Source organism: Pseudoalteromonas sp. SM9913 (assembly GCF_000184065.1).
Lineage (GTDB): Bacteria > Pseudomonadota > Gammaproteobacteria > Enterobacterales > Alteromonadaceae > Pseudoalteromonas > Pseudoalteromonas tetraodonis.
The window spans coordinates 2,862,300-2,887,584 of the sequence record NC_014803.1 but is presented as its reverse complement, the minus strand read 5'-3'; the positions used below and the strand labels follow the sequence as shown (position 1 = coordinate 2,887,584).

Here is a 25,285-nt window from a genome sequence, read left to right as displayed (position 1 = left end):
TAGGATTAGGAGTTATTCCACTTTGGCTTCTCATTGTCTCCTCTTTATGTAAAGAGATCTAAGTGATTTATTTACCACAGAGAATTTAGAGTACACCGAGGTAGTGACAATGAATGGTTGTACCCTCTGTGTAGCGCGAAGCGCCTCTGTGCCCTCTGTGGTTAAAAAATAAATATATTTGGTGCCTAGAGTTTTAGGTTCTAGGCAGAGATTAAGCTAAGCATAGTGTTGGGTTAATCGTAGGCGGGGCTTTATGCCGCGCATTTTACTTTTTTGTGACGGGCTTCGAGTTGCGGGCTTAAAACCTTTAACCTAAACATGCGCGAGGTAAACTCCCGCCTACAATGTAAAAACATGTTTGCAAATTACTCTACATTTTATCCTATTGCGAACCCCGAACCCCGAACCCCGAACCCCGAAAATCAAAGTTAGCTGGTCTGACCATTTATTTTTCATCTTATTAACCTTTCTTTACCCTCTGTGATCTGTGTATTATTTGAACTTTGTTTAAATTACGTTACGCTGGCCTTAGGGCTTTAAAACTGCTGTAAATTGACAGTAATTACGGTTTTTGATAACGTATGGCAAAATTTGGTATGACCAATTTACCTTTTGGTCAGGTCATTCAGTTAAAAGCCTTATTTAATGGGCTGCTAGCACTTATACAACGCGGACGTTGATTGATGTCTTTAAAAATTAAAGCGGCAAAATTATCTGATGTTATTTTACAACAACTTGAGAACATGATTCTTGAGGGGTCGTTAGCACCAGGAGAAAAGTTACCACCGGAGCGTGAACTCGCTAAGCAATTTGAAGTGTCGCGTCCGTCGTTGCGTGAAGCCATTCAAAAGCTTGAGGCAAAAGGGCTTGTAACCCGTCGTCAAGGTGGTGGAACGTATGTAAAAAATCAATTGGAAGAGGGGCTGACTGATCCGTTGTTTGATTTGATCAGTAAACACCCCGAATCGCAATTTGATTTATTAGAATTTCGTCATGCGCTAGAGGGAATTGCGGCTTATTACGCAGCACTTCGCGGAACAAGTAACGATTTTGCAAAAGTAAAACAGAGCTTTGATCAGATTGCATTAGCTAAAGATGAATTAAAGCAAAAAGCCAAAGCGATTAATGACTTTCATTTTTGCATCGCTGAGGCGTCTCATAACGTAGTGTTACTGCATTTAGTAAGAGGGATGCAAAGCTTACTTGAGCAGAATGTTTTACAAAATTTAACGGTGTTACTTAAAAAGTCAGATATAAGCAGCCAATTAGCTGAGCATAGACGCTTATTAATGGATGCAGTGATTGACGGTAATCCTGAACAAGCTCGCTTAGCGAGTAATGCGCATTTAGCCTATATTGAAGAAGCATTGCTTGAAGCGGGTAAAGAGCATTCGCGAATTGAACGTAGTTTAAGACGCACCAAACAAAATTAAGCAAGTACATTTACTGTTAACTTGATTTAACAGCGAAGTATTCAATACATAAAATTAGTATTTTAAACATAAGGAAACCTCCATATGTCTGAAGTCAATAAAATTGACGTAGACGCGCTAGAAACACAAGAGTGGTTACAAGCTCTTGAATCAGTTGTGCGCGAAGAAGGTGTTGAACGAGCTCAGTTTTTACTTGAGCAAGTGTTAGAGCAAGCCCGTTTAGACGGTGTTGATATGCCAACAGGCATTAACACAAACTACGTTAATACGATCCCGGTTGATCAAGAACCTGCCTACCCTGGTGATGTAAATCTTGAGCGCCGTATTCGTTCAATTATTCGTTGGAACGCGATTATGATTGTATTGCGTGCATCGAAAAAAGATCTCGACTTAGGCGGCCATATGGCGTCTTACCAATCGTCTGCTGCATTTTATGAAGTATGTTTTAACCATTTCTTTAAAGCGCCAAATGATGTTGATGGTGGTGATTTAGTTTATTACCAAGGTCATATTTCTCCGGGTATTTATGCGCGTGCATTTGTTGAAGGGCGTTTAAGTGCCGAACAGCTTGATAATTTCCGTCAGGAAGTAGATGGTAAAGGCTTACCTTCTTACCCTCACCCTAAATTAATGCCAGAGTTTTGGCAGTTCCCAACGGTATCTATGGGCTTAGGTCCAATTTCTTCAATTTACCAAGCACGTTTCTTAAAATACTTAGATGGCCGTGGCTTAAAAGACACTAAAAACCAACGTGTATACGCGTTTTTAGGTGACGGTGAAATGGATGAGCCAGAATCACGTGGTGCTATCTCTTTCGCTGCACGTGAAAAGCTAGACAACTTATGTTACTTAGTTAACTGTAACCTACAGCGCTTAGACGGCCCAGTAATGGGTAACGGTAAAATCATTCAAGAGCTAGAAGGGCTATTTAAAGGCGCTGGCTGGAATGTTATTAAACTTGTTTGGGGTAGCGGTTGGGATATTCTCCTTGCTAAAGACACCACAGGTAAATTACTACAGTTAATGAACGAAACTGTTGATGGCGATTACCAAACATATAAAGCAAAAGATGGTGCGTACGTACGTGAACACTTCTTTGGTCGTTACCCAGAAACAGCGGCATTAGTTGCTGATATGACGGATGACGAAATTTTTGCGCTTAAGCGTGGTGGTCACGAATCTTCAAAACTTTATGCCGCATTTAAAAAGGCAGAAGAGACGAAAGGTCGTCCAACAGTGATCCTAGCTAAAACTGTAAAAGGTTACGGCATGGGTGAAGCAGCTGAAGGTAAAAACATTGCGCACCAAGTTAAGAAAATGGATATGTCGCATGTGGCTCACTTACGCTCACGCTTAGGCTTAGATGACTTAGTATCAGAAGAGCAACTAAAAGAGCTACCATACTTAGAGCTTGAAAAAGATTCACCTGAGTACAAGTATCTACATGCTCGTCGTGATGCATTACAAGGTTACACGCCAACGCGTATCGCTAAGTTCTCTGAAAAGTTACAGTTGCCAGAAGTTGACGCATTCAAGCCATTACTTGAAGAACAAAAGCGTGATATTTCTACCACTATGGGCTTTGTACGTGCTCTTAATATTTTATTAAAAGATAAAGGCATTGGTAAAAATATTGTGCCTATTATTGCCGATGAAGCACGTACCTTTGGTATGGAAGGTTTATTCCGTCAAATCGGTATTTACAACCCACACGGCCAAAACTACACCCCTCAAGACCGTGACATCGTTTCTTACTACAAAGAAGCAACGTCAGGGCAAGTACTACAAGAAGGGATTAACGAGCTAGGTGCAATGTCGTCATGGGTTGCTGCTGCAACATCTTACAGCACCAACGACTTACCGATGATCCCATTCTACATTTACTACTCTATGTTTGGTTTCCAACGTGTTGGTGACATGGCGTGGATGGCAGGAGATCAACAAGCACGTGGTTTCTTATTAGGTGCTACGGCGGGTCGTACAACGCTAAATGGCGAAGGCTTACAGCACGAAGATGGCCACAGCCACATTCTTGCAAACACGGTACCTAACTGTATTTCTTACGATCCTACTTATGCATTTGAAGTAGCGGTTATTGTGCAAGACGGTATTCGTCGTATGTACGGTGAAGATCAGGAAAACATTTACTACTACCTAACGTTAATGAACGAGAACTACCATCAGCCAGCAATGCCTGAAGGCGCTGAGGAAGGTATTCGTAAAGGTATTTACAAGCTTGAAAGCTACGAAGGCAAAAAAGCCAACGTACAGCTATTAAGCTCAGGTACTATCATGACTGAAGTGCGTAAAGCGGCGGCAATTTTAAGCGAAGACTATGGTATTGCATCTGATGTTTACTCTGTAACTTCATTTAATGAACTTACGCGTGATGGACAAGATGTTGAGCGTTTCAACATGCTTAATCCAGAAAGCGAGCAAAAAACAGCTTACATTACAAGCGTATTAAACGATTCAGTCACTGTTGCTGCAACGGATTATATGAAAAACTACGCAGAGCAAGCACGTTCATTTATCCCAAGCAGTAACTACAAAGTATTGGGTACAGATGGTTACGGTCGTTCAGACAGCCGTGAAAACCTACGTCGTCACTTTGAAGTTAACGCAAGCTACGTGGTAGTTGCGACATTATCTGAACTTGCTAAACGTGGTGAAGTTGAAAAGTCAGTGGTTGTTGAAGCAATTAAAAAGTTCAACATCGACACTAACAAACTTAATCCACTGTACGCATAAGAGGTTTTGCAATGAGTATTGAAATTAAAGTACCTGATATCGGTGGCGATGAAGTAGAAGTAACCGAAATACTAGTGAGTGTTGGCGATAAAGTTGAAGTTGACCAATCACTATTAAGCGTTGAAGGCGATAAAGCTGCGATGGAAGTACCTGCTGAACAAGCCGGTACGGTAAAAGAAATTAAAGTAAATGTGGGCGATACAGTAACCACAGGCACTTTAGCATTCATATTTGAAGGTGAAGCGCAAAACTCTGCTGCTGACTCTAAAGAAGCTGAAAAAACCGAAGAAGCAGCACCGGCTGCATCATCGGGCTCGTCAACCAAAGAAGTGACTGTGCCAGATATTGGCGATGACGAAGTTGAAGTGACTGAAGTGATGGTTGCGGTTGGCGATAGCGTAGAAGAAGAGCAATCTATCTTAAACGTTGAAGGCGATAAAGCCGCCATGGAAGTACCAGCACCATTTGCTGGCACCGTAAAAGAAATTAAAGTAAATACTGGTGACAAAGTGAAAACGGGCTCATTAGTGTTTGTTTTTGAAGTCGCTGGTGGTGATAACGACACTGCAGCTGCAAGTGATTCAAAAACGCAAGAGAAGCCTGCTGAAAAAGCTGCTTCATCTAAAGCGTCAGAATCAAGCACAAAAGAAGTTAGCGTACCGGATATTGGTGATGACGAAGTTGAAGTAACAGAAGTCATGGTTGCGGTTGGCGATAGCGTAGAAGAAGAGCAATCTATCTTAAACGTTGAGGGCGATAAAGCTGCTATGGAAGTACCGGCGCCGTTTGCTGGTACTGTAAAAGAAATTAAAGTAGCGACTGGCGATAAAGTTAAAACGGGTTCCCTGATTTTTGTATTTGAAGTGGCGGGTAGTGCACCAAGTGACGCGCCTGCAAAACAAGACGAGCCAAAGGCTGAATCTAAGCCAGCGGCTCAAGCAGAGTCAAAACCAACTGCTGCGCCTGAAAAAGAAAGTGCTGAGAGCTTTGAAAACAACAGCGCTTATGCTCATGCATCGCCAGTGGTTCGTCGTTTAGCACGTGAGTTTGGTATTAACCTTGCGAACGTAAAAGGCACAGGTCGTAAAAACCGTGTTGTTAAAGAAGACGTGCAAAACTATGTTAAGCAACTGGTTAAGCAAGTTGAATCTGGTCAAGTACCTGCAGCTAAAGGCAATGCCGGTGGCGGTGAGCTTGGTTTAATTCCATGGCCAAAAGTTGATTTTGCTAAGTTTGGTGAAATTGAAGAGAAAAAACTCTCTCGTATTCAAAAGCTATCAGGTAAAAACTTACACCGTAACTGGGTACAAATCCCACATGTTACCCAGTTTGATGAAGCGGATATCACGAGCCTTGAGCAGTTCCGTAAAGAGCAAAATGCGCTTAACGAGAAGAAAAAGCTGGGTGTTAAAATTACGCCACTCGTGTTTGTAATGAAAGCAGCAGCTAAAGCGCTTGCTGAGTTTCCGACATTTAACTCATCACTTTCTGAGGATGGCGAAAGCTTAATCCTTAAAAAGTACATCAATATTGGTGTAGCGGTTGATACGCCTAATGGCTTGGTTGTGCCAGTATTTAAAGATGTTGATAAAAAAGGCATTATTGAACTCTCTCGTGAACTAATGGAAGTATCTGTTAAAGCACGTGATGGCAAGTTAAGTTCATCAGATATGCAAGGTGGTTGTTTTACTATTTCAAGCCTAGGTGGTATTGGTGGTACGGCATTTACGCCGATTGTGAATGCACCTGAGGTGGCAATTTTAGGTGTGTCTAAATCTGAAATGAAGCCTAAGTGGAATGGTAAAGAGTTTGAGCCTAAGCTAATGGTTCCACTTTCAATGTCTTACGACCATAGAGTGATTGACGGTGCACTTGCTGCACGCTTTACTGTTACTCTTGCAAGTTACATGAGTGATATACGCCAGTTAGTGATGTGATCACTACAGAGTGAGTAAAATCAAATCCCAGCCAGTTGTTTTTAGCTGGGATTTTTATCATTTGCAATGATACAATATTTGCACAAATGCCCTTTTCTGCCTTGCAGAAACATGGCAGTTAAATTTTGGGGCTGTGTCCCGTTCAAACAATAAAGGTAATAGCATGAGCAACGAATTAAAAACTCAAGTTGTTGTACTAGGCGGTGGTCCTGGTGGTTACTCTGCGGCTTTTCGCGCTGCTGACTTGGGCTTAGAAGTTACATTAGTAGAATCTCGCGAGACATTAGGCGGTGTATGTCTTAATGTTGGTTGTATTCCTTCTAAAGCACTTTTACACGTAGCTAAAGTGATTGATGATGCTGCAGAAATGTCATCTCACGGCGTTACTTTTGGCGCACCAAAAATTGACTTAGATGAAGTTCGTTCTTGGAAAGAGTCTGTTGTTGGCCAGCTTACAGGTGGCTTAGACGGCATGGCTAAAATGCGTAAAGTAAAAGTTGTTTCTGGTTACGGTAAATTCACTGGTAGCAACACCTTAGACGTTGAAGGTGCTGACGGTAAAACAACCATTACTTTTGATAACGCAATTATTGCTGCGGGTTCTAAACCTGTAAACTTACCTTTCATCCCAGAAGATGATCGCGTTATTGATTCAACGGGTGCGCTAGAGCTTAAAGATGTTCCTGAAAAGCTACTTGTTTTAGGTGGTGGTATTATCGGTCTAGAAATGGGTACGGTTTACCGTGCACTAGGTTCTGCAATTGATGTTGTAGAATTTGCAGACCAACTTGTTCCTGCTGCTGATAAAGACATCATTAAAATTTACCAAAAGCATGTTAAAGACAAGTTTAACGTGATGCTTTCAACTAAAGTAACTGGCGTTGAAGCAAAAGACGACGGTTTATATGTTACTTTTGAAGGCAAAAATGCACCAGCAGAGCCAGTACGTTACGACAAAGTACTTGTTGCTGTAGGTCGTACACCAAATGGTAACATGTTAGACGCTGATAAAGCGGGTGTGAATGTTGATGAGCGTGGTTTTATTAACGTTGATAAGCAATTACGTACTAACGTAGAACATATTTTTGCAATTGGTGACTTAGTGGGTCAGCCTATGCTTGCGCATAAAGCGGTTCATGAAGGTCATGTTGCTGCTGAAGTTATCTCTGGTCAAAAACATTACTTTGATCCTAAGTGTATTCCTTCAATTGCTTACACTGACCCTGAAATTGCATGGGCGGGTGTAACTGAAAAAGAAGCCAAAGAGCAAGGTTTAAGCATTGAAACAGCAGTATTCCCTTGGGCTGCATCGGGTCGTGCAATTGCCTCTTCACGTACTGAAGGTTCTACTAAGCTTATTTTTGATAAAGAGAGCGGCCGTATTATCGGTGGTGCTATGATTGGTATTAACGCAGGCGAAATGCTGGGCGAAATCGGTCTAGGTATTGAAATGGGTGCAGATGGTGAAGACCTAGCGCTAACAATTCATGCTCACCCAACATTGAACGAATCAATCGGCCTTGCAGCTGAAATTTTTGAAGGTTCAATCACTGATTTACCAAACAAAAAAGCAGTTAAAAAGAAGAAGTAATTTAACTTTTTAATTTAGTTTTTAAAAACCCAGCTTTTGCTGGGTTTTTGTTTTTATAGCCGCCAATTCAAAAATAGATAAAACAAAACTAGCTTTTGTTGGTATCGTTTTTTATTTTGAGCTGATAGCTGATAGCTGATAGCTGATAGCTGATAGCTGATAGCTGATAGCTGATAGCTGATAGCTGATAGCTGATAGCTGATAGCTGATAGCTGATAGCTGATAGCTGATATCTATTCCCTTTTATTTTAGCTACAATGCGCAGCCATCAATTTATAGGTAATAAACCACAGTGACTCAAGGTTTCAAAAATTCAGTTTTAGCGTTACGTGCCCAGCAAATAAGTGAATCTCGACGCGAGTTTAATGCCCGGGGCGGTAAGATGGACCGCTGTGAGCAATGCTTAATTGCCAAGCATTACTGTATTTGTGAGGGCGCTGAGTACGCAAGTTGCGACGCTGCGGTTTGTTTACTGATGTATCATAATGAAAGTTTTAAACCGTCTAATACAGGGCGTTTAATTGCTGAAATAGTCCCTGACAATTATGCGTTTCGCTGGGATAGAACCTCCCCAGATCCTGCTTTATTAGCATTATTGAATAATGATAAATATCAACCTTTTGTGATTTTTCCTGCAGAAGATGTTGAAACAGATAGAGTAGTAACGCAAGTAGAGCCTGTTGCAGGTAAAACGCCTTTATTTATATTCTTAGATGGTACATGGCGTGAAGCTAAAAAAATGATTCGCAAAAGTCCTTATCTAGATAATTTGCCCGTGCTTTCTATTACTGCACAAAAGCTCTCAGATTACCGATTACGTGTAGCACCCCATGCTCACCAGTTAGGTACGGCAGAAGTGGCTATTATGGTATTGGCATTAGCGAATGAGGTTGATGCGAGTACTAAATTAGAACAGCATTTTATCAAATTTCGCGACGCCTACTTACTCGGTAAGCGCAACAAAGGCAGGCCGGAATAAACTGCAAGATGTTGATACGAAAAGGCTGGATTTGATGTTTGTTCATAGTTTGAATGTATATAATCTTGGCTGACCGCTGACCGCTGACCGCTGACCGCTGACCGCTGACCGCTGACCGCTAATTTTCAGGCAAAAGAAAAGCGCGAACCATCTCTAGTCGCGCTTGCGGAATCTTCTAACTTTGTTGCATCCTGCAATTGAACCTAATCAACTCCAATTTTTACGATCCGTGTTATTACAATATTACTTTCTAGTTCTATGTAATATAGGCTATCCGGGCCTGTCTCCCTAAATCCTTGAAACATCCTGTAAGGTAAAATCTATTACCAATCCTTATTGCACATCCGAGTGCATTCCTTTTGCTACCATTCCGTTGTGTTGCCCTAAGGCCTGTCCGTTTTATTCCCTATCCTTTAGCAACAACTTTTCCGTGTTGTTATCCATTACGCATCATCCTGATGCTATCCCTTATGCAACATTCCATTGCGATACTCATCCTGAGCCTGTCCTTAAATCCCTGTTATCCTAAAAACCAAACCTTGGTATTCGAGTAGTTAGTCCGTTTCCATTTACTCGGTAAGCGTCGTTGCTTATTTATGGGTTAATTATAGAGAGTGATTTGCAGTAAATGTAGGATAAAACCGCTTATGGTTTTGGTTCTTACAAATGAAATATTTTTAAATTATATAAAATACAATAACTTGCTATGTTTTTGTGGTGTTATACAGAGTGTTTTTACTCATTAGCTGTCATAAGCGTAAGAGATGTCTTACAAGGGTTTTCTTTTTTGGGCGTATTTATCACGAAGTGATTATATAAAGTGTGCACTTTTTAGTTCATCGCGGTAAAATTAATGATAATAATTATTAGTTAGGTAAGACAATATGAAAAAAACACTCGCGCTTGTTGTTGGGTTAATTGCCTCAGCACCGGCTGTTGCAACCGATGTTGTGAATATTTACTCATTTCGACAACCTTTTTTAATTAAACCTATTTTAGACGATTTTACACAGCAAACGGGCATTAAAACCAATGTTGTGTTTGCTAAAAAAGGCTTAATAGAACGTGTTAAGCGTGAAGGTAAACACAGCAAAGCCGATTTAGTTTTAACCTCAAACTTTAGTGCTTTAATTCAATTAGAAGAGCTAAATCTTACGCAAACCATAGAAAGCGAGCTGGTTAATAATAATGTCCCGGCGGCATTTCGTGATGGCGATGGTCAGTGGGTAGCGCTCACTAAGCGCGTGCGTAATGTTTACTCTTCAAAAGAGCGTTTAGGCGCATTGCCTAACCTTACCTACGAAGCGCTTGCTGAGCCGCAATACAAAGGACAAATTTGTACTCGCTCTGGCAAACACCCATATAACTTAGGCCTTGTAGCTTCTATGATCGCTCATCATGGTGAAGCACAGACGAAAACATGGCTTGAGGGTGTAAAAGCTAATTTAGCGCGTAAACCTCAAGGTAACGATCGAGCGCAAGTTAAAGCGGTTAAAGAAGGTTTATGTAATTTAGCCTTAGGTAATAGTTATTACTTGGGCAAAATGCTGCAAGACGAAGCACAAAAACCATGGGCTGAAGCCGTTCATATTAACTTTCCAAATCAAACTGACCGAGGATCACATATAAATGTATCGGGTGCGGTTATTACTAAGTATGCTAAAAACCCTGAAAATGCCTTGAAACTCATAGAGTATATGACAGACAATAAGGCGCAAAATATGTATGCCTCGCTCAATATGGAGTATCCGGTTAAGCCAGGTGTGAAACTTTCTAGTTTGGTTGCATCATGGGGAAGCTTTAAGGAAGACAGCTTACCGCTTGATGAAATTAGCAAATATCGTCCGTTAGCACTTAAGCTAATTGATGAGGTGAAGTTCGATCTTTAATGACTTATAAATTTCAGCTGTCAAAATGGCAGCTTATTGCGTGGTCGACGGGGTTATTGCTGTCGACCCCTTTGTTTTTCCTACTATTAGAATCCTTACAAGGCGACTCAGAGGTATTTACCCACCTGTGGAATACCGTACTGTGGGACTATATAAGCAATACCGTATTACTTGTTTTAGGTGTAGGGCTGCTTAGTTGCGCCATTGCATTGCCGCTGGGTTGGTTAACCGCTTATTGCCGTTTTCCTGGTAAAAAACAATTTGAATGGGCACTGATGCTGCCTCTTGCCATGCCTACTTATATTATTGCTTATGTGTACACCGATTTACTCGATTATGCGGGGCCGGTACAAATAACTCTAAGAGAGTGGTTTGGTTGGCAGTCGCCAAGTGATTACTGGTTTTTTGATATACGCACCTTACCAGGGGCTATTGTTATGATTGCGCTGGTACTCTACCCGTATTTATATTTAATTTTTAAAACTGCACTGCGAGAACAATCTTTTAAGTTAGTCCAAGCCAGTCAGTTAATGGGGCTAAATGCATGGAAAAGCTTTTTTAAAGTCAGCCTTGTATTATCCCGTGGTGCCATTGTAGCGGCACTTGCTTTGATCAGCATGGAAACCATGGCTGATTTTGCCACCGTAAGCTATTTTGCTGTCAGTACATTAACCACTGCCGTATACGATACCTGGTTTGGCTATTATTCATTAACTGCAGCAGCAAAAATTTCAGGGGTGATGTTGTTATTGCTGTTCTTAGCATTGATCACCGAGCGTTTTAGTCGTCGTAACCAAGCGGTGTTTGAGCGTCAATCGAGCGTGAACAGCGAGGCGCTTTATATCCTCAAAGGCAAGTCTGCGTGGCTAGCAACTGGGTTTTGTAGCTTTATTTTAATTATTTCGTTTATTATTCCGATGGTTGTATTGCTCAAATATGCAGTTATGTATTTTGATCAAGCATGGAATAGTGAGTTTTTTAGCTATGCATGGCAAAGTTTAAAAGTGGCGGCTGTAGTCAGTGTGGTGACTATTATACTGAGTGTTTTAGTGGTGTTTTATCAGCGCATTGCTAAACAAACAAATCCATTAATACCCGGGCGTTTGGCCAGTACGGGCTATGCGTTACCCGGCACAGTATTAGCGATAGCGGTATTGTTGCCACTCACCCTATTAGAAAATACTATCAACCGCACTTTAGCTCCTTATGATTTAGATATTGGTTTATTACTTACTGGCAGCTTACTCACTATTATTTTTGCTTATATAGTGCGGTTTTACGCCGTTGCACACGGAGCTATTGAGTCGAGCTTTTCACGCATTAGTCCCTCCCTTGATATGGCAAGCCAGTCAATGGGAAAAAGCCAAGGGCGCACATTACGCTTAGTGCACTTACCTTTATTACGCCGAGGCTTATTAACCGCCGGTTTATTGGTCTTTATTGAGTGTATGAAAGAGCTACCCGCAGCTTTGTTGTTAAGGCCTTTTGATTTTGAAAGCTTAGCAACTCATGTGTTTCAGTATGTAAGCGATGAACAATTAGAGCTGGCCTCTATATCGGCTTTGTTTATTGTGGTGGTGGGGTTTATTCCGTTATATTTTATTAACCGTTCAATGGAGCAACGTAGCTAAATGAGTAGTTTGATTTTACAAGGCGTGAGCTATGCATATAACGGGATTAAGGTGATAGATAATTTAGATTTAACCTTAGGTAAAGACGAAATAGTGTGTTTACTCGGAGCCAGTGGCTGCGGTAAAACCACCACACTAAAAGCCATTGCAGGATTAATTGAAGCCAAACAAGGGCAGGTATTTATTGATGGTAAGCTAGTCAGTGATGCTAATACGTTTGTTTCACCTGAGCATCGTAATATTGGCATGATGTTTCAAGACTATGCGTTATTTCCGCATTTAACGGTGGCTAATAACATTGCGTTTGGGCTAAGCGGCATGAGCAAAGCAGATAAACACGCACGCGTAAGTGAAATGCTAAAGCTGGTACACTTGGTAGGCTGCGCCGATAGATTCCCTCATCAACTCTCTGGTGGGCAACAGCAGCGAGTAGCGATTGCACGCGCATTAGCTTATAAACCTAGCTTACTGTTACTTGACGAGCCATTTTCTAATATTGATACCCAAGTACGATTTGAGTTAATTGCCGACATTAGGCGCATTATTAAGGCGCAGCAAGTATCGGCTGTGTTTGTTACTCACTCAAAAGAAGAGGCGTTTGCTTTTTCAGATATGCTTGCGGTTATGCACCAAGGTAAAATTGCGCAGCAAGGTACGCCAGAACAGCTTTTTGCTAAACCGCGTTCAAAGGAGGTTGCAGAGTTTCTGGGTCAGGGCATATACTTAAGCGCAACCGCATTAACCGCCACTGAATATCAAACGCAGTTTGGGGTGGTTGAATCAATACAGCCACAGCAGCATGGCGTGGCGGATAAGGGCGTTATTTATGTGCGTCCGCATCAACTTGAACTTGTTAGTAATAACGATACGCAACAGCAATCTGAGCGGGTTAGTATATTAAGTAGTCGCTTTATTGGCTCCGCTTATGTATACACTGTGGTTATTGATGAGCAAGAAATAGAAGTTGCAGCCCAGTATGGCCAGTCATTTGAAATTAATGAACAGGTTATAATAAAAATAAAACCGCACACGGTGAATTTTTTTGAATCGTAATTAATCGCTGTGTTTTGCTCTAAAAAGTAAGGAATGACAATGGCGCAAGCGCAATCAGGGATTTGTGCTGAAGCAAACTTACACGGTTTGCACTTATTTTTTAATGTACTTGATGGTCACGACGAATCACTTCGCGCTAAGCTTAAAAAAGTGAGCGATATTGAAGATGAGTTTAGTGATCAATTCTCTGAATCTATGCTTTCTTGTATGGTCGCCATTGGCGCGCAATATTGGCCACACATTCTGCCTGATTATATGCCAAGTGAGCTGCAAAGCTTTCCTAATATCACCCATAGCGATTTTGTGATGAGTGCAAGGCCATGCGATTTATTTGTACAAATCCGCTCAGACAGAGAAGATGTAAACCACCTGTTTGCATTGCAAATATTAAAACTTTTCAACCCTGATGTTGAGCTGGTGGAGCAAATTCGAAATTTTCGTTTTTTAGATGGCCGTGATTTTAATGGTTTTATTTATGCGGGCGATACTCCGCATGGTCGTCAAAAACGGGTAACGGCCCTCGTTAATAAGCCTGATAGCTTTGAAGATCAAGGCAGCTATATTCATGTTCAGCGCTATAAGCATGACTTAACGTTATGGCAGCACTTGTCGTTGCAAGAACAAGAACAAATAATGGGGCGTACTCGTCTCGACAATACCCTAATAAGCCCCGCACTTGAAAGCAGCCATGCAACCCGAAGTGAATTAAAAGATGAACAGGGGCAAGCATTATTACTAAATCAAAGTATGCCTTATGGCGACGTGTATGAGCAGGGGATGTTAATGATTACGTGCTCGGCTAAAGGGGATGCGTTCGAGAAAGTACTCAATAGCCGATTAGGGCAGGGGGAGTATTACGACCATTGGCTTGATTTTACTCAAGCAGATATGGGCTCTGCGTTTTTTGCACCCTCAGTGCGATTTCTAAAGCAGCTATAAAACAAGCCAGTAACGGCTACGTATTAGTATAGCCGTAACAGTGATAACCAAACGAGTTTAAACCGTATCAAACAAAATACGCACACGCTCTAATGTGAGGTCTATTTCTGATACTTTCGCTGGCGCAATAAAAATAGTGTCATCGCCGGCAATTGTTCCTAATACGCCATCTGCTTTACCTAATGAGTCAAGTAAACGGGCAATTAGCTGCGCAGCGCCTGGGCTGGTGCGAATAATAATCATCATTTCGTTATGCATAATGTCAATAACTAACTGGCGTAACGGGCTTTTAGCGGTTGGTACACCCATTTCGGCAGGTAAACAGTACACCATTTCTTGTTTTGCATTGCGGGTACGTACCGCGCCAAACTTACTTAACATCCGCGACACTTTACTTTGGCTAATATTATCAAAGCCTTGTTCTTTTAATGCGTCAACTATTTCGCCTTGTGAGCCAAAATTCTCTTCTTTTAAAAGTGCTTTAAAGGCTTTTACCAATGCTTCTTGTTTGTCTTGTGGTTGCATAGTGTCTAATTAGTTATGTTGTCGATACTGCAAATTCTACACAAAAATGCATATTTATGCAGCAGTTGTTTAGGTTTTGCTGCGTTTAAACAGCAAAGTTTACAACTATGGTCGAAAATATAGCTAAAATAGGCAGGATAAATTTGTTTTTAGTCGCTAATTTCTTTATCTTATAAACCACAAATATTTCCTTCCTCAAATCACGGAGAATTCCAATGAAAGTTGCTGTATTAGGTGCTGCAGGTGGTATCGGTCAAGCGTTGTCTTTATTATTAAAAACAGGCTTACCAGCTGGTTCAGAATTATCACTATATGATGTTGCGCCAGTAGTTCCTGGTGTTGCTGTTGACCTTTCTCATATCCCAACAGATGTAAAAGTTGAAGGTTTTGGTGCAGATGCACTAGATAAAGCATTAACAGGTTGTGATATTGTTTTAATCCCAGCGGGTATGCCACGTAAGCCAGGTATGGATCGTGCAGATTTATTTAATGTTAACGCTGGTATCATTAAAACATTAGCAGAAGGCATTGTTGCTAACTGTCCTAAAGCGCTTGTAGGTATTATCACTAACCCAGTTAATGGAACTGTACCTATTGTTGCTGAAGTATTCAAAAAAGCAGGTACTTACGATGCTAAGCGTGTATTTGGTATTACAACTTTAGATGTGATCCGTTCTGAAGCGTTTATTGCTGAACTTAAAGGCGTAGACGTAGCAAGTGTTAAAGTACCAGTGATTGGTGGCCACTCAGGCACAACCATTCTACCGTTACTTTCTCAAGTTGAAGGTGTTACTTTCACTGATGAAGAAGTAGCTACACTAACTCCTCGTATCCAAAATGCAGGTACTGAAGTAGTTAATGCTAAAGCGGGCGGTGGTTCTGCAACATTATCTATGGGTGCTGCTGCAGCACGTTTTTGTATGTCTTTAGTTAAAGGCTTACAAGGTGAAGACGTTGTAGATTATGCATACGTTGCTGTTGAAAATGGCGATGCAGAGTACTTTGCACACCCGGTACGTTTAGGCAAAAATGGCGTAGAAGAAATTCTTTCTTACGGCACTCTAAGCGCATTTGAAGAGCAAGCTAAAAATGACATGCTTGAAACGCTGAAAAAAGATATCAAAGAAGGTGTTGATTTTATGGCGTAATAGCCAAAATTAACCAATAAAAAGCCTGCTATTTGCAGGCTTTTTTATTGCTCGGAATTATCTACACAGTATTACTTAGTGGTCGCGGTCAACCGCTATTCTAGCTAAGCTAATTAGTGCTTGCTTGTAACTCGACTCAGCTAAGCAATCTAAACATGCAATTGCTTTATTAGCTTCTTGCTCGGCTTTTTTCATTGTGAACTCAAGGGCATTGGTATGTTTAAGTGCAGCCAGTATCTCGTCAAGGTGCTCCATACCATTACAGTGCTCAATAGCGTCTCTTATTAACTGTGTTTGATGCTCACTACCGTGTTGCATTGCATATATAAGAGGTAACGTCGGCTTACCTTCAGCTAAATCGTCGCCAATGTTTTTACCAAGTTGGTCGGCATCAGCGTTGTAATCTAAAACATCATCCACTAACTGAAAAGCAGTACCTAAATGCATGCCATACAAATTAAGTGCTTCTAGTACACTATCGTCTTGATCAGTAATAATGGCCGCAAGACCCGTCGCTGCTTCAAATAGCTTGGCGGTTTTAGAATAAATAACCTGCATATAACTGGCTTCAGTGGTATCAGGATCGTTGCAGTTCATTAATTGCAGCACTTCACCTTCAGCAATAATGTTGGTTGCATCAGCCAGTACTTGCATTATTTGCATTTTACCAAGACCCACCATTAGCTGAAACGAGCGGGTGTAAATAAAATCACCCACCAGTACGCTAGCAGCATTACCAAACTCAGCATTTGCTGTAGGTGTGCCACGGCGCAAATTAGATTCATCTACAACATCATCATGTAAAAGCGTTGCGGTATGAATAAATTCAATGATAGTTGCTAGCGTAATGTGATCTTTGCCTTGGTAACCTAGCGCTTTAGCCGCCAAAATAGCCAACATAGGGCGAACGCGTTTGCCACCGCTGTTAACAATATACAAACCAAGTTGATTAACTAACGCCACATCTGAGCGCATTTGCGCATGTATTAGTTGATTGACGTCATTCATATCGCTTTCGATTAACGCCTGGATAGCTTTTATATCCATTGATCTCCGAGCCAATTTTAATGTGTGAACGGCGCAGATTGTACAACAAAAAATGCATTAGCTCGATATTTTGTGATGATTCCTTAAAAAAACACCCTTAAGTAGGTTAAATGACCTATTAACCTTGTGAATAATTGATTAAACATTCTGGTTTAATTTTGAATCACCCCTGGCGGTTAATTGAACTACATAGGCTCGCTTTGCTATTGCTAATTTATTTTCTGTAACCGTTAAAAAGCGCTTGGCAAAGGGGGATTTTAATATAAAATAGGGGAAATATTGAATTGCTCTCAATGCAGCTACTTTTTATTCATTTAATTACAAAAAGAGGCTTGCTAGTTTTTACGCATTAGCGTAAACTTCGCGCCCTATTGAAGAATATTTTAGTTGCGTCGATTTGAGGGCGCACAGACGGAGTTAATTATGTACGCGGTTTTCCAAAGTGGTGGTAAACAGCACCGTGTGACTGAAGGTCAAACAATTCGTCTTGAGAAATTAGACGTTGAAACTGGTGCAGCAGTTGAATTTGATTCAGTACTTTTAGTTGCTGATGGTGAGAAGATCGAGATTGGTGTACCGTTCGTAAACGGTGGTAAAGTAACAGCTGAGGTTGTTTCACACGGTCGCGGTGAGAAGATTAAGGTTGTTAAATTTAGACGCCGTAAGCATTCTCGTAAGCAAATGGGCCATCGTCAATGGTTCACAGAAGTTAAAATCACTGGCATTAGCGCTTAATTAGAGGTACTTAGAAATGGCACATAAAAAAGCAGCTGGTAGTACTCGTAACGGTCGCGATTCAGAAAGCAAACGCCTAGGTGTTAAGCGTTTTGGTGGCGAATCAGTTCTAGCGGGTAGCATCATTGTTCGTCAGCGTGGAACTCGTTTCCACCCAGGCGCAAACGTAGGTATCGGTAAAGACCACACTATCTTCGCAAAAGCAGATGGTAAAGTTCAGTTTGAACAAAAAGGTCCTTTAAACCGTAAATACGTAACTATCGTAGCTGAGTAATCAGTAAGGTAGTTAAAAAACCCCGCCTTTGCGGGGTTTTTTGTTTTAAGCATGTTTAAATATATACCCAAGTGTTTTTATGCTCAGTGTGCTCTATAGGCCACTTAGGTATATAATAGAGTTATTAACAAGCCAATCCCTAAAGTGAGTAATCATGAAGTTTGTAGATGAAGTAGAAATTCGCGCAGAAGCTGGTGACGGTGGCAGCGGCATCGTGTCTTTTCGTCGTGAGAAATATGTTCCAGATGGTGGACCTGATGGCGGTGACGGTGGAGACGGTGGTAGTGTTTATCTACAAGCTGATGAAAACTTAAATACCCTTATTGACTATCAATTTGAGCGTTTTCACAGAGCAGAACGCGGTACAAACGGTCAAAGCCGTAATTGTACAGGTAAAAAAGGTGAAGACCTGATCGTTAAAGTGCCTGTTGGTACACGTATTATTGATGTTGATACACAAGAATCATTAGGGGATTTAACCCAAGATGGTCAACGAATTGTGGTTGCAAAAGGCGGTTTCCATGGCTTGGGGAATGCGCGTTTTAAATCAAGTACTAATCGTGCTCCACGTCAAAAAACACTTGGCACACCGGGTGAAGTACGTAACCTTAAGTTAGAGCTAATGCTACTAGCTGATGTCGGCTTACTAGGCTTACCAAATGCAGGTAAATCAACCTTTATCCGCAGTGTGTCAGCTGCAAAACCTAAAGTAGCTGATTATCCATTTACTACGCTGATTCCTAACTTAGGGGTTGTTCGTCCTGAAGCAAACAAATCATTTGTAATTGCTGATATTCCAGGTTTGATTGAAGGCGCGTCAGAGGGTGCGGGATTAGGTATTCGCTTCTTAAAGCATTTAGAGCGTTGTCGTGTGCTTTTACATATTATAGATGTAATGCCAGTTGATGGCTCTAACCCTGTTGATAATGCATTTGCAATCATCAACGAGCTACACCAGTACAGCCCTAAGCTTGCTGAAAAGCCACGCTGGTTAGTATTTAATAAAATTGATTTATTGCCTGAAGATGAAGCCAAAGCCTTATGTGAGCAAATTGCAGAAGAGTTGGGTGAGTCTGAAAATATTTACAGTATTGCTGCAATTAATAAATTAAATACGCAGCCATTAATTCACGACATCATGACGCTACTTGATAACATGCCTAAAGAGAAGTTTGTTGAAGTGGCAGACGAAGAGGTTGAATTTAAGTGGGATACCTACCATCAAAAAGCCACTAAAGGCGATGATGATGACTGGGATGATTGGGATGAAGATGATTACGACGTAGAAGTTGTCTACGAGCGTTAATAATTGTTTATATTTAAAAGGAGCTAACGCTCCTTTTTCTTTGATTAATAATAAAGTATTGGGTATTTAGTGTGATAATTTCAATGATTGCAGCAATGGCAAATAACCGTGTCATTGGCTTAGATAATAAAATGCCATGGCATTTACCTGGTGACCTTCAGCACTTTAAAAAAGTAACCTCTGGTAAACCCGTTATTATGGGGCGCAAAACATTTGAATCAATAGGCCGACCGTTACCTGGGCGACGTAATATTATTATTACTCGTAATAAAGACTATCACGCATCAGGAATTGAAACAGTAACCACACCAGAAGCTGCACTTGAGCTTGTTAATGATGTTGCAGAGGTGATGATAATTGGTGGCGGAAACATCTACCAGCAGTTTTTAGCGCAGGCGCAGCGCTTGTATTTAACCTTTATAGACTTAGATGTTGAAGGGGATACACAATTTCCTGATTATGAAAGTGTTGCAAACTGGCAAATTGAAGATGAAATGTTGATGGCGCCCGATGATAAAAATAAATATAGTTATAAATTCGTAACTTTGAATAAAGTTTCTTAACATTATTGCGAAAATCTGAGCGTGTTGGTACAATATTAAACAGTCGAGTACGAAAAAAGTATTAATATAGGGTGTCCAATCAATGATTAAATTACCAAAGCTAGTTGTAATTGCTGCTATTGCAGCGGGTTCGTTCGCTTATACTGCGCCTGTAAGCGCTGATGATCAGTTAGCTGTTTCAGTCTGTGAATACATTGCCGCTGATGATAAAAATCGTCTGCGTAGCAAACTAAAAAGTTCACGTGTGAAAGTACGTAATATATATGATGCAGTTTTCTGTAATGGTAACAACTTATTGCGTCACGCTGTTGCAAGTAATGCGGTTGATACGGGTGAGTACATTGTTAAAAACTTATCAAAAAGCTCACTTGAAGATGGCGCAGATATCGCTTGGGCTGAGGCAAATCATGCTGGTTCAGCTTTAATCCCTATTATTAAAGACCGCGCAGGCCTTTAATTAAAAGCTTAATTTAAAAAAACCGCGTTTATACGCGGTTTTTTATTAGTTACTTAAAACATCCTTCTATTGAGTCTTTATCTATCTCTCAATACACCTGACTATTACCCTAATTAAGTCTTTTACATAAAAATGTCATAAAAATTCAATACTCTGTATGAATGTCACTTTTGAGATATGTTTATGCGTGTATCATTTTTTACCCGTCTTTTAGCTATTTTATTAACGTTAGCCAGTGTGTTGCTCGCCGCTACCTTGTTATGGGCAAGTCATACATTACTAAAAATTCAACAACAAGATATTGCTTATAGCCAATTAAAAAATACCATAATGGTCGATCTTGCTGGCCTTTTAGAAGACTACTTGGCACGAGGCAATAGCCAATACCTGACGCAATCTTCAGCTTTAATTGAGCAACTTAAAGCGCAGCAGCTAACTGTACTTCCCTCTGAGTTAGAAGTGCGCCTTTCAACACAGCTATTTTCACTAAATAAAGACATTAACGGTAAATACAGAGCACTAGGAAAGCTCTCAGGTAACGAAACTGCGCTTTTAGACAATGCTCTGAGACAAATGGCGGGCTCAGCGTCATCGCTTATAAATTATGTACAAAAAGCATCAACTCAAAGTAGTCATGCTCTAAGCTACAATAAGTTGGCGAGTGATTATTATAGTGAAGTGGTTAATTTATCTTTATCGACCTATCAACTGCTAAATGATTACCAGCCTGAAATTGAAAAAAGCCTGCAACAAAGCGTAAAAAATTTAAACTTACTCGCTGCAAAAATTGCACAGTTGCCTAATTTAGGAGTGATGACTGAGGTTGATGAATTTGCTTTATTTGTAGATGAGGAGCCAGAGGATTTGGCTGCTGATATAAAAGCGGAGTTGGTTAGTTGGCCTAAGCGCTATTTACGTGATTTAAGCAGTACTTTATCGCAAGCAAAGCAGCGTAATTCTGGAACGAATGAGTTACGTAAACAAATTAGCGTGTTATCAAAAACAGTGATTGAGGCAGAGCAAACATTAAAAGCGCAGCAAGATACCGTTAAACAACAAGTATTTTGGGTGTTTGGAATTGCAATAGGTGGTTTAGTAATATTAGCTTTTGGTGTTTATTGGGTGCAACGTAAACAGGTTTTACAGCCTTTGCGGCAACTGCGAGATGGGTTTGCATTTTTAATCGAAAGTAATGAGTTAAAAAATATTACAGTGAATAATCCTAAAACAGAGGTTGGTGAAATAGCGCAGTATTTTAACCAGTTAATTGAGCGCCAGCGTCTGGAGGCGCAAGAAAGAGCGAGTATGCTTGGTGTCGTTAGTGACTTCATGGAGCAAATGAGTGAGCATTTAGAAAAAATAGGGTCAAAAAGCGCGACTAGCTACGAACAAGTTGTTAAAAATGAAAGTTTACTAGTAAATATTCAACACATAGGTGAGCAGGTTAATCATATTAACGCTCAAGCTGCTGAAAATGCTCAAAGTACTTATGAGGCAATGCAGCAAAGTGTTGGTTTTGCTAAAAATATGCTTAATGCGAGTTCTGATACACAGCAACGTATTGAACAAGGTATGCACAGTGTGCAAGAGTTACTGAGCGGCGTACAAGGAGTGAGTAATATAATAACGGTTATTCGCACCATAGCTGAACAAACCAATTTATTAGCACTGAACGCTGCAATAGAATCAGCAAGGGCCGGTGAGCAAGGCCGAGGTTTTGCGGTGGTTGCTGATGAAGTAAGGCAATTAGCCATGCAAACCCAAGGTTCGTTAAAAGAGATTAACGATCAGCTGGCGTTATTAAGTGAGAACTCTCAAATGGTCTATTCACAAATTAATGCGTTAACTGAGGATGCACAGCTACAAACCGAAAATGCCCAAGAGCTTCAAGCAAACTCTGAAGGGGTCGCAAATAATGCTCAGCAGGCAAACACAGTTGCAGTTGAAGCAATGGAGCTTGCAAAACAGCAAAGCAATTTCCTTAGTGACTTTACCCAATCAATGCATAATATGAAAAGCCAAGTAAATGAGTCGAGTGAGTTGGTGTCTGATATTCGCTCGCAGCTAGAGCTGCAAATGGCAACAATTAGAAAGGGATTGGGTTTAGACAGTGATGCAGTTTAATCGCGGTATAAACTCGAAACCGTAAATATTAACCTGTATGCTAAAAGTCTACGTAATTACCCAAAGGGTTTAACATGATTGAACAAGGTCAAACAATACCCGCAGTTAGTCTATCTAAGCTAACCGATGACGGTATGCAAACACTGACAAGCAATGAATTATTTGCAGATAAAAAAGTCGTGTTATTTGCAGTGCCAGGCGCTTTTACACCAACGTGTTCGAATGCTCATTTACCTGGATATATCGCGCTAGCCGATAAAATTAAGGCTAAAGGTATTAACGCTATCTATTGTGTATCGGTAAATGATGCATTTGTGATGAAAGCGTGGGGTGAGTCACAAAATGCAGAGCATATAGATATGCTTGCAGACGGTGATGCTAGTTTTACCCGTGCTTTAGGGCTTGAAAAAGATACCGCAGGCTTTGGTGGAATACGCTCAAAACGATACGCGATGGTTGTTGATAATGGTGTTGTTACTGGTCTATTTGTAGAACAAGACAAAGAGTTTGTAATAAGCAGTGCTGAAGCTGTTTTAGCAACGCTTTAACACTGACGACTTTAATCAGAGAATAAAAAGCCGATACAGTGTATCGGCTTTTTTTATCTAAAGAGAGGATGTTTTATGGCTGGTATTGACCGCTTAGCGTTAAACCAGAGAATGTTTGATACGCATTAACACTTAAGTGCCATGTTCCCGCTTGAGGATTACTAAAAGTACAAGTTTCGGCGTTACCATTTTTATATGGACGACAATCATAGCTTGAGCTTGTTGGCTGGCTACCAAATTTTACAAATAAGTCTGCATCACCGGTGCCGCCTGACGTTGTAACAGTAAAGTTTGCCATACCCGCCGGTACATCTAGCGTGTAATGTTTCCACTGACCTGCATTTGCTGTGATATCAGACACTGTGCCGCCACCTGCTTGAGGTGTACCTGAACCACCACCTGTTGAACCACCCGTAATGTTACCGACTAAACTCACGCCACTGTAGGCTGAATAACCACGCAGCATTACATGGTAAGTGCCGGCTGTTGGACTATCAATAGAACATTCTTCACTGTTTCCACCTTTATATGGACGACAATCATAAGTGGTTGAGGTTGGTTTACTACCTGCACGTACATACAAGTCAGCATCCCCTGTGCCACCACTCATAGTGAAAGTAACATTGGTTGCACCACTTGGTACTGTCATAGTGTAAAAGTCTTGTGCACTTGCCGCACCGCTTAAACCGGTTTTGACTTCTCCATCAACAAGTTCGTTATCACCCGTTGTTGGCGGTGTACCACCAGATGCTGCAGCAACCGCAGCGGCCGCATCAACAATACCTGTACCACAGCTGGTACACGTGGCAGAGAATGGACGAGTGGTTGTTTTTAAAATACTTTCTATTTCATCAGGAGTCGCGTTTGGTTTTGCTTGTTTGATCAGTGCAGCAACACCCGCAACATGAGGAGCCGCCATTGAGGTGCCTTGCGAAAAGCCATAACTGTCGCTTGATGGTGTTGTTGAACCCGAATTGTAAGTTGATAAAACACCTTCAGAATCATTGGCAAAGCTTTGCGCGCCACCCGGTGCTGCCACATCAATATTACTTCCATAATTTGAGTAATAAGCGCGGCCACCATTACGGCCAACTGATGCAACATTAACAACACCATTACAGTTACCAGGGTTGTAGTTTGCAGAATTATCGTTATCGTTACCTGCAGCAATAACAACAACTGTGCCGTTGTTACGAGCGGTATTAATGGCATTTTGCGTGGTTGAACTACATGCACCCGCACCACCTAAACTCATGTTAATTACATCGGCTGGATTAGCATTTGCTGATGTACCCGATACATTACCACCTGAGGCCCAAATGATACCGTCAGCAATATCTGAGGTTAAACCGCCACATTTACCCAACACACGCACTGGTACTACTTTGGCGTCATAAGCAACACCAGCAACGCCTTCACCGTTATTCGTTACTGCAGCGACAGTGCCTGCAACGTGAGTACCATGCCAACTAGAGCCTTGTGCACCGTTATTACCACATTCACCAGCTGCAACCGCATCCCCTGGATCGCGAGCATCGTTGTCACGGCCATTGCCATCATTGGCGACTGATAGATTAGAGATCATATCGTAGCCTGGTAAAATATTAGCGTTTAAATCAGCGTGAGGGCGGTAGCCCGTATCAAGCACAGCGACAACCACACCACTGCCTGTTGCCGTATCCCAAGCTGTTGGTAAGTTAAGTCCACCGGCTTGCTCATAGTAATGCCATTGATCGCCATAACGCGGGTCATTTGGTGTCGCAAATGGTTTTAGCATTTGATCGACTTCAATATATTCAACATTACCCGAATTAACCATTTCCTGCATGAACTGCTGGGCCTCTTCAGCGTTTAGTTTTTTATCGGCACGCATTACGTGATGGTTATTGAGTGCCATTGCGCGAACATACTTGGCTTTAACTTTGCCTTTTTTTGAGGTGAAGTTTTTTACAAAGCTTTGCGCTTCTTTATTCATCATTGCTGGTGATACATCAGCGGTTGAGGTACTCATCATATCGTTGTTATTCTTATATTTAATGATGAATTGAGTCTCAAAACCACCTTGATTTTGTAACTTAGCTGAGGTTTCTGCCATTGAAGGTGCGATTGCTTGCGCTGGGTTTGCCATGCTTGAGCTGGCAGCAAAGAGTGTACTTATTGTTAGCGCAACAGCGCATTTTTTGAATGAATTATTAGAAGTCATAATTACCCTTAGTTTTATTATTATTTGTGAAAATCCACAAAGCGGGTACAAAGGTAAATGATCTGTTAACTATTTTGAAATATTAAATACGTATGTACCTATTTCATTTAGTTATAACCGCGTATTTAGTGCGCTTTCAGTTGTTTTGTATT

General features: G+C 41.1%; 20 protein-coding genes. 17 read left to right on the top strand and 3 right to left on the bottom strand.

Annotated elements, in window-relative coordinates; all coding sequences use genetic code 11:
- Positions 1 to 683: 683 nt before the first annotated feature.
- From pdhR to PSM_RS13190, 9 genes are all read left to right on the top strand, one after another.
- On the top strand, positions 684 to 1,433 hold the full coding sequence (gene pdhR, locus PSM_RS13230) for a pyruvate dehydrogenase complex transcriptional repressor PdhR (RefSeq protein WP_008114937.1): 750 nt from the start codon (positions 684 to 686) through the stop codon (positions 1,431 to 1,433).
- 84 nt (positions 1,434 to 1,517) lie between these two features.
- Positions 1,518 to 4,184 carry a pyruvate dehydrogenase (acetyl-transferring), homodimeric type gene (gene aceE, locus PSM_RS13225; protein WP_013465930.1) on the top strand — a complete coding sequence of 889 codons (2,667 nt, stop codon included), beginning with the start codon at positions 1,518 to 1,520 and terminating at the stop codon, positions 4,182 to 4,184.
- 11 nt (positions 4,185 to 4,195) lie between these two features.
- Complete coding sequence (gene aceF, locus PSM_RS13220; RefSeq protein WP_013465929.1) at positions 4,196 to 6,121, top strand: pyruvate dehydrogenase complex dihydrolipoyllysine-residue acetyltransferase; 1,926 nt, start codon at positions 4,196 to 4,198, stop codon at positions 6,119 to 6,121.
- Positions 6,122 to 6,284: 163 nt separating this feature from the next.
- Complete coding sequence (gene lpdA, locus PSM_RS13215; RefSeq protein WP_013465928.1) at positions 6,285 to 7,712, top strand: dihydrolipoyl dehydrogenase; 1,428 nt, start codon at positions 6,285 to 6,287, stop codon at positions 7,710 to 7,712.
- A 292-nt stretch (positions 7,713 to 8,004) separates the two neighbouring features.
- Complete coding sequence (locus PSM_RS13210) at positions 8,005 to 8,691, top strand: tRNA-uridine aminocarboxypropyltransferase (RefSeq protein WP_028835611.1); 687 nt, start codon at positions 8,005 to 8,007, stop codon at positions 8,689 to 8,691.
- Positions 8,692 to 9,575: 884 nt separating this feature from the next.
- A complete protein-coding gene (locus PSM_RS13205) occupies positions 9,576 to 10,580 on the top strand; it encodes a Fe(3+) ABC transporter substrate-binding protein (RefSeq protein WP_013465926.1) in 1,005 nt (334 codons plus the stop codon).
- Positions 10,580 to 12,211 carry an ABC transporter permease gene (locus tag PSM_RS13200; protein ID WP_013465925.1) on the top strand — a complete coding sequence of 544 codons (1,632 nt, stop codon included), beginning with the start codon at positions 10,580 to 10,582 and terminating at the stop codon, positions 12,209 to 12,211. The genes PSM_RS13205 and PSM_RS13200 overlap by 1 nt, the downstream gene beginning before the upstream one ends.
- Entirely contained in the window at positions 12,212 to 13,264 is a 1,053-nt protein-coding gene (locus tag PSM_RS13195; protein WP_013465924.1) for an ABC transporter ATP-binding protein, read from the top strand.
- Between the two features lie 39 nt (positions 13,265 to 13,303).
- Entirely contained in the window at positions 13,304 to 14,203 is a 900-nt protein-coding gene (locus tag PSM_RS13190) for a Dyp-type peroxidase (RefSeq protein ID WP_013465923.1), read from the top strand.
- 57 nt (positions 14,204 to 14,260) lie between these two features.
- Here PSM_RS13190 and argR read toward each other — a convergent pair whose 3' ends face one another.
- Positions 14,261 to 14,728 (bottom strand): transcriptional regulator ArgR, encoded by a 468-nt coding sequence (gene argR / locus PSM_RS13185; RefSeq protein WP_008114955.1) that lies wholly within the window; start codon positions 14,726 to 14,728, stop codon positions 14,261 to 14,263.
- A 215-nt stretch (positions 14,729 to 14,943) separates the two neighbouring features.
- Here argR and mdh point away from each other — a divergent pair, with 215 nt between their 5' ends.
- Positions 14,944 to 15,876, top strand: a complete 933-nt coding sequence (mdh, locus tag PSM_RS13180; RefSeq protein WP_013465922.1) for a malate dehydrogenase — start codon at positions 14,944 to 14,946, stop codon at positions 15,874 to 15,876.
- A gap of 75 nt (positions 15,877 to 15,951) precedes the next feature.
- Here the strand turns inward: mdh and ispB are convergent, their stop codons facing one another.
- Positions 15,952 to 16,923 (bottom strand): octaprenyl diphosphate synthase, encoded by a 972-nt coding sequence (gene ispB / locus PSM_RS13175; protein ID WP_013465921.1) that lies wholly within the window; start codon positions 16,921 to 16,923, stop codon positions 15,952 to 15,954.
- A 423-nt stretch (positions 16,924 to 17,346) separates the two neighbouring features.
- Between ispB and rplU the strand changes: the two genes are divergently transcribed.
- The 7 genes from rplU to PSM_RS13140 all read left to right on the top strand — a co-directional run bounded on the left by rplU (position 17,347) and on the right by PSM_RS13140 (position 22,930).
- A complete protein-coding gene (gene rplU / locus PSM_RS13170) occupies positions 17,347 to 17,658 on the top strand; it encodes a 50S ribosomal protein L21 (protein WP_004587921.1) in 312 nt (103 codons plus the stop codon).
- A 16-nt stretch (positions 17,659 to 17,674) separates the two neighbouring features.
- A complete protein-coding gene (gene rpmA / locus PSM_RS13165; protein ID WP_008114963.1) occupies positions 17,675 to 17,932 on the top strand; it encodes a 50S ribosomal protein L27 in 258 nt (85 codons plus the stop codon).
- Between the two features lie 154 nt (positions 17,933 to 18,086).
- Positions 18,087 to 19,238 carry an Obg family GTPase CgtA gene (gene cgtA / locus PSM_RS13160; protein WP_013465920.1) on the top strand — a complete coding sequence of 384 codons (1,152 nt, stop codon included), beginning with the start codon at positions 18,087 to 18,089 and terminating at the stop codon, positions 19,236 to 19,238.
- Between the two features lie 71 nt (positions 19,239 to 19,309).
- Entirely contained in the window at positions 19,310 to 19,801 is a 492-nt protein-coding gene (gene folA, locus PSM_RS13155) for a type 3 dihydrofolate reductase (protein WP_029609908.1), read from the top strand.
- Positions 19,802 to 19,883: 82 nt separating this feature from the next.
- A complete protein-coding gene (locus PSM_RS13150) occupies positions 19,884 to 20,258 on the top strand; it encodes a DUF3718 domain-containing protein (protein WP_013465918.1) in 375 nt (124 codons plus the stop codon).
- 183 nt (positions 20,259 to 20,441) lie between these two features.
- Positions 20,442 to 22,382 (top strand): methyl-accepting chemotaxis protein, encoded by a 1,941-nt coding sequence (locus PSM_RS13145; protein ID WP_013465917.1) that lies wholly within the window; start codon positions 20,442 to 20,444, stop codon positions 22,380 to 22,382.
- Between the two features lie 74 nt (positions 22,383 to 22,456).
- Entirely contained in the window at positions 22,457 to 22,930 is a 474-nt protein-coding gene (locus PSM_RS13140) for a peroxiredoxin (RefSeq protein ID WP_013465916.1), read from the top strand.
- A 73-nt stretch (positions 22,931 to 23,003) separates the two neighbouring features.
- Here PSM_RS13140 and PSM_RS13135 read toward each other — a convergent pair whose 3' ends face one another.
- On the bottom strand, positions 23,004 to 25,133 hold the full coding sequence (locus PSM_RS13135; RefSeq protein ID WP_013465914.1) for a S8 family peptidase: 2,130 nt from the start codon (positions 25,131 to 25,133) through the stop codon (positions 23,004 to 23,006).
- Between the last annotated feature and the right edge of the window lie 152 nt (positions 25,134 to 25,285).

What these genes read in the sequence shown, in the direction of transcription:
- PSM_RS13205 (WP_013465926.1), top strand. Translation starts at nt 9,576, where the DNA reads ATGAAAAAAACACTCGCGCTTGTTGTTGGGTTAATTGCCTCAGCACCG.
- rplU (WP_004587921.1), top strand. Translation starts at nt 17,347, where the DNA reads ATGTACGCGGTTTTCCAAAGTGGTGGTAAACAGCACCGTGTGACTGAA.
- PSM_RS13150 (WP_013465918.1), top strand. Translation starts at nt 19,884, where the DNA reads ATGATTAAATTACCAAAGCTAGTTGTAATTGCTGCTATTGCAGCGGGT.
- PSM_RS13190 (WP_013465923.1), top strand. Translation starts at nt 13,304, where the DNA reads ATGGCGCAAGCGCAATCAGGGATTTGTGCTGAAGCAAACTTACACGGT.
- ispB (WP_013465921.1), bottom strand. Translation starts at nt 16,923, where the DNA reads ATGGATATAAAAGCTATCCAGGCGTTAATCGAAAGCGATATGAATGAC.
- rpmA (WP_008114963.1), top strand. Translation starts at nt 17,675, where the DNA reads ATGGCACATAAAAAAGCAGCTGGTAGTACTCGTAACGGTCGCGATTCA.
- PSM_RS13145 (WP_013465917.1), top strand. Translation starts at nt 20,442, where the DNA reads ATGCGTGTATCATTTTTTACCCGTCTTTTAGCTATTTTATTAACGTTA.
- lpdA (WP_013465928.1), top strand. Translation starts at nt 6,285, where the DNA reads ATGAGCAACGAATTAAAAACTCAAGTTGTTGTACTAGGCGGTGGTCCT.
- PSM_RS13195 (WP_013465924.1), top strand. Translation starts at nt 12,212, where the DNA reads ATGAGTAGTTTGATTTTACAAGGCGTGAGCTATGCATATAACGGGATT.
- argR (WP_008114955.1), bottom strand. Translation starts at nt 14,728, where the DNA reads ATGCAACCACAAGACAAACAAGAAGCATTGGTAAAAGCCTTTAAAGCA.
- PSM_RS13135 (WP_013465914.1), bottom strand. Translation starts at nt 25,133, where the DNA reads ATGACTTCTAATAATTCATTCAAAAAATGCGCTGTTGCGCTAACAATA.
- mdh (WP_013465922.1), top strand. Translation starts at nt 14,944, where the DNA reads ATGAAAGTTGCTGTATTAGGTGCTGCAGGTGGTATCGGTCAAGCGTTG.
- cgtA (WP_013465920.1), top strand. Translation starts at nt 18,087, where the DNA reads ATGAAGTTTGTAGATGAAGTAGAAATTCGCGCAGAAGCTGGTGACGGT.
- pdhR (WP_008114937.1), top strand. Translation starts at nt 684, where the DNA reads ATGTCTTTAAAAATTAAAGCGGCAAAATTATCTGATGTTATTTTACAA.
- aceF (WP_013465929.1), top strand. Translation starts at nt 4,196, where the DNA reads ATGAGTATTGAAATTAAAGTACCTGATATCGGTGGCGATGAAGTAGAA.
- PSM_RS13200 (WP_013465925.1), top strand. Translation starts at nt 10,580, where the DNA reads ATGACTTATAAATTTCAGCTGTCAAAATGGCAGCTTATTGCGTGGTCG.
- aceE (WP_013465930.1), top strand. Translation starts at nt 1,518, where the DNA reads ATGTCTGAAGTCAATAAAATTGACGTAGACGCGCTAGAAACACAAGAG.
- PSM_RS13140 (WP_013465916.1), top strand. Translation starts at nt 22,457, where the DNA reads ATGATTGAACAAGGTCAAACAATACCCGCAGTTAGTCTATCTAAGCTA.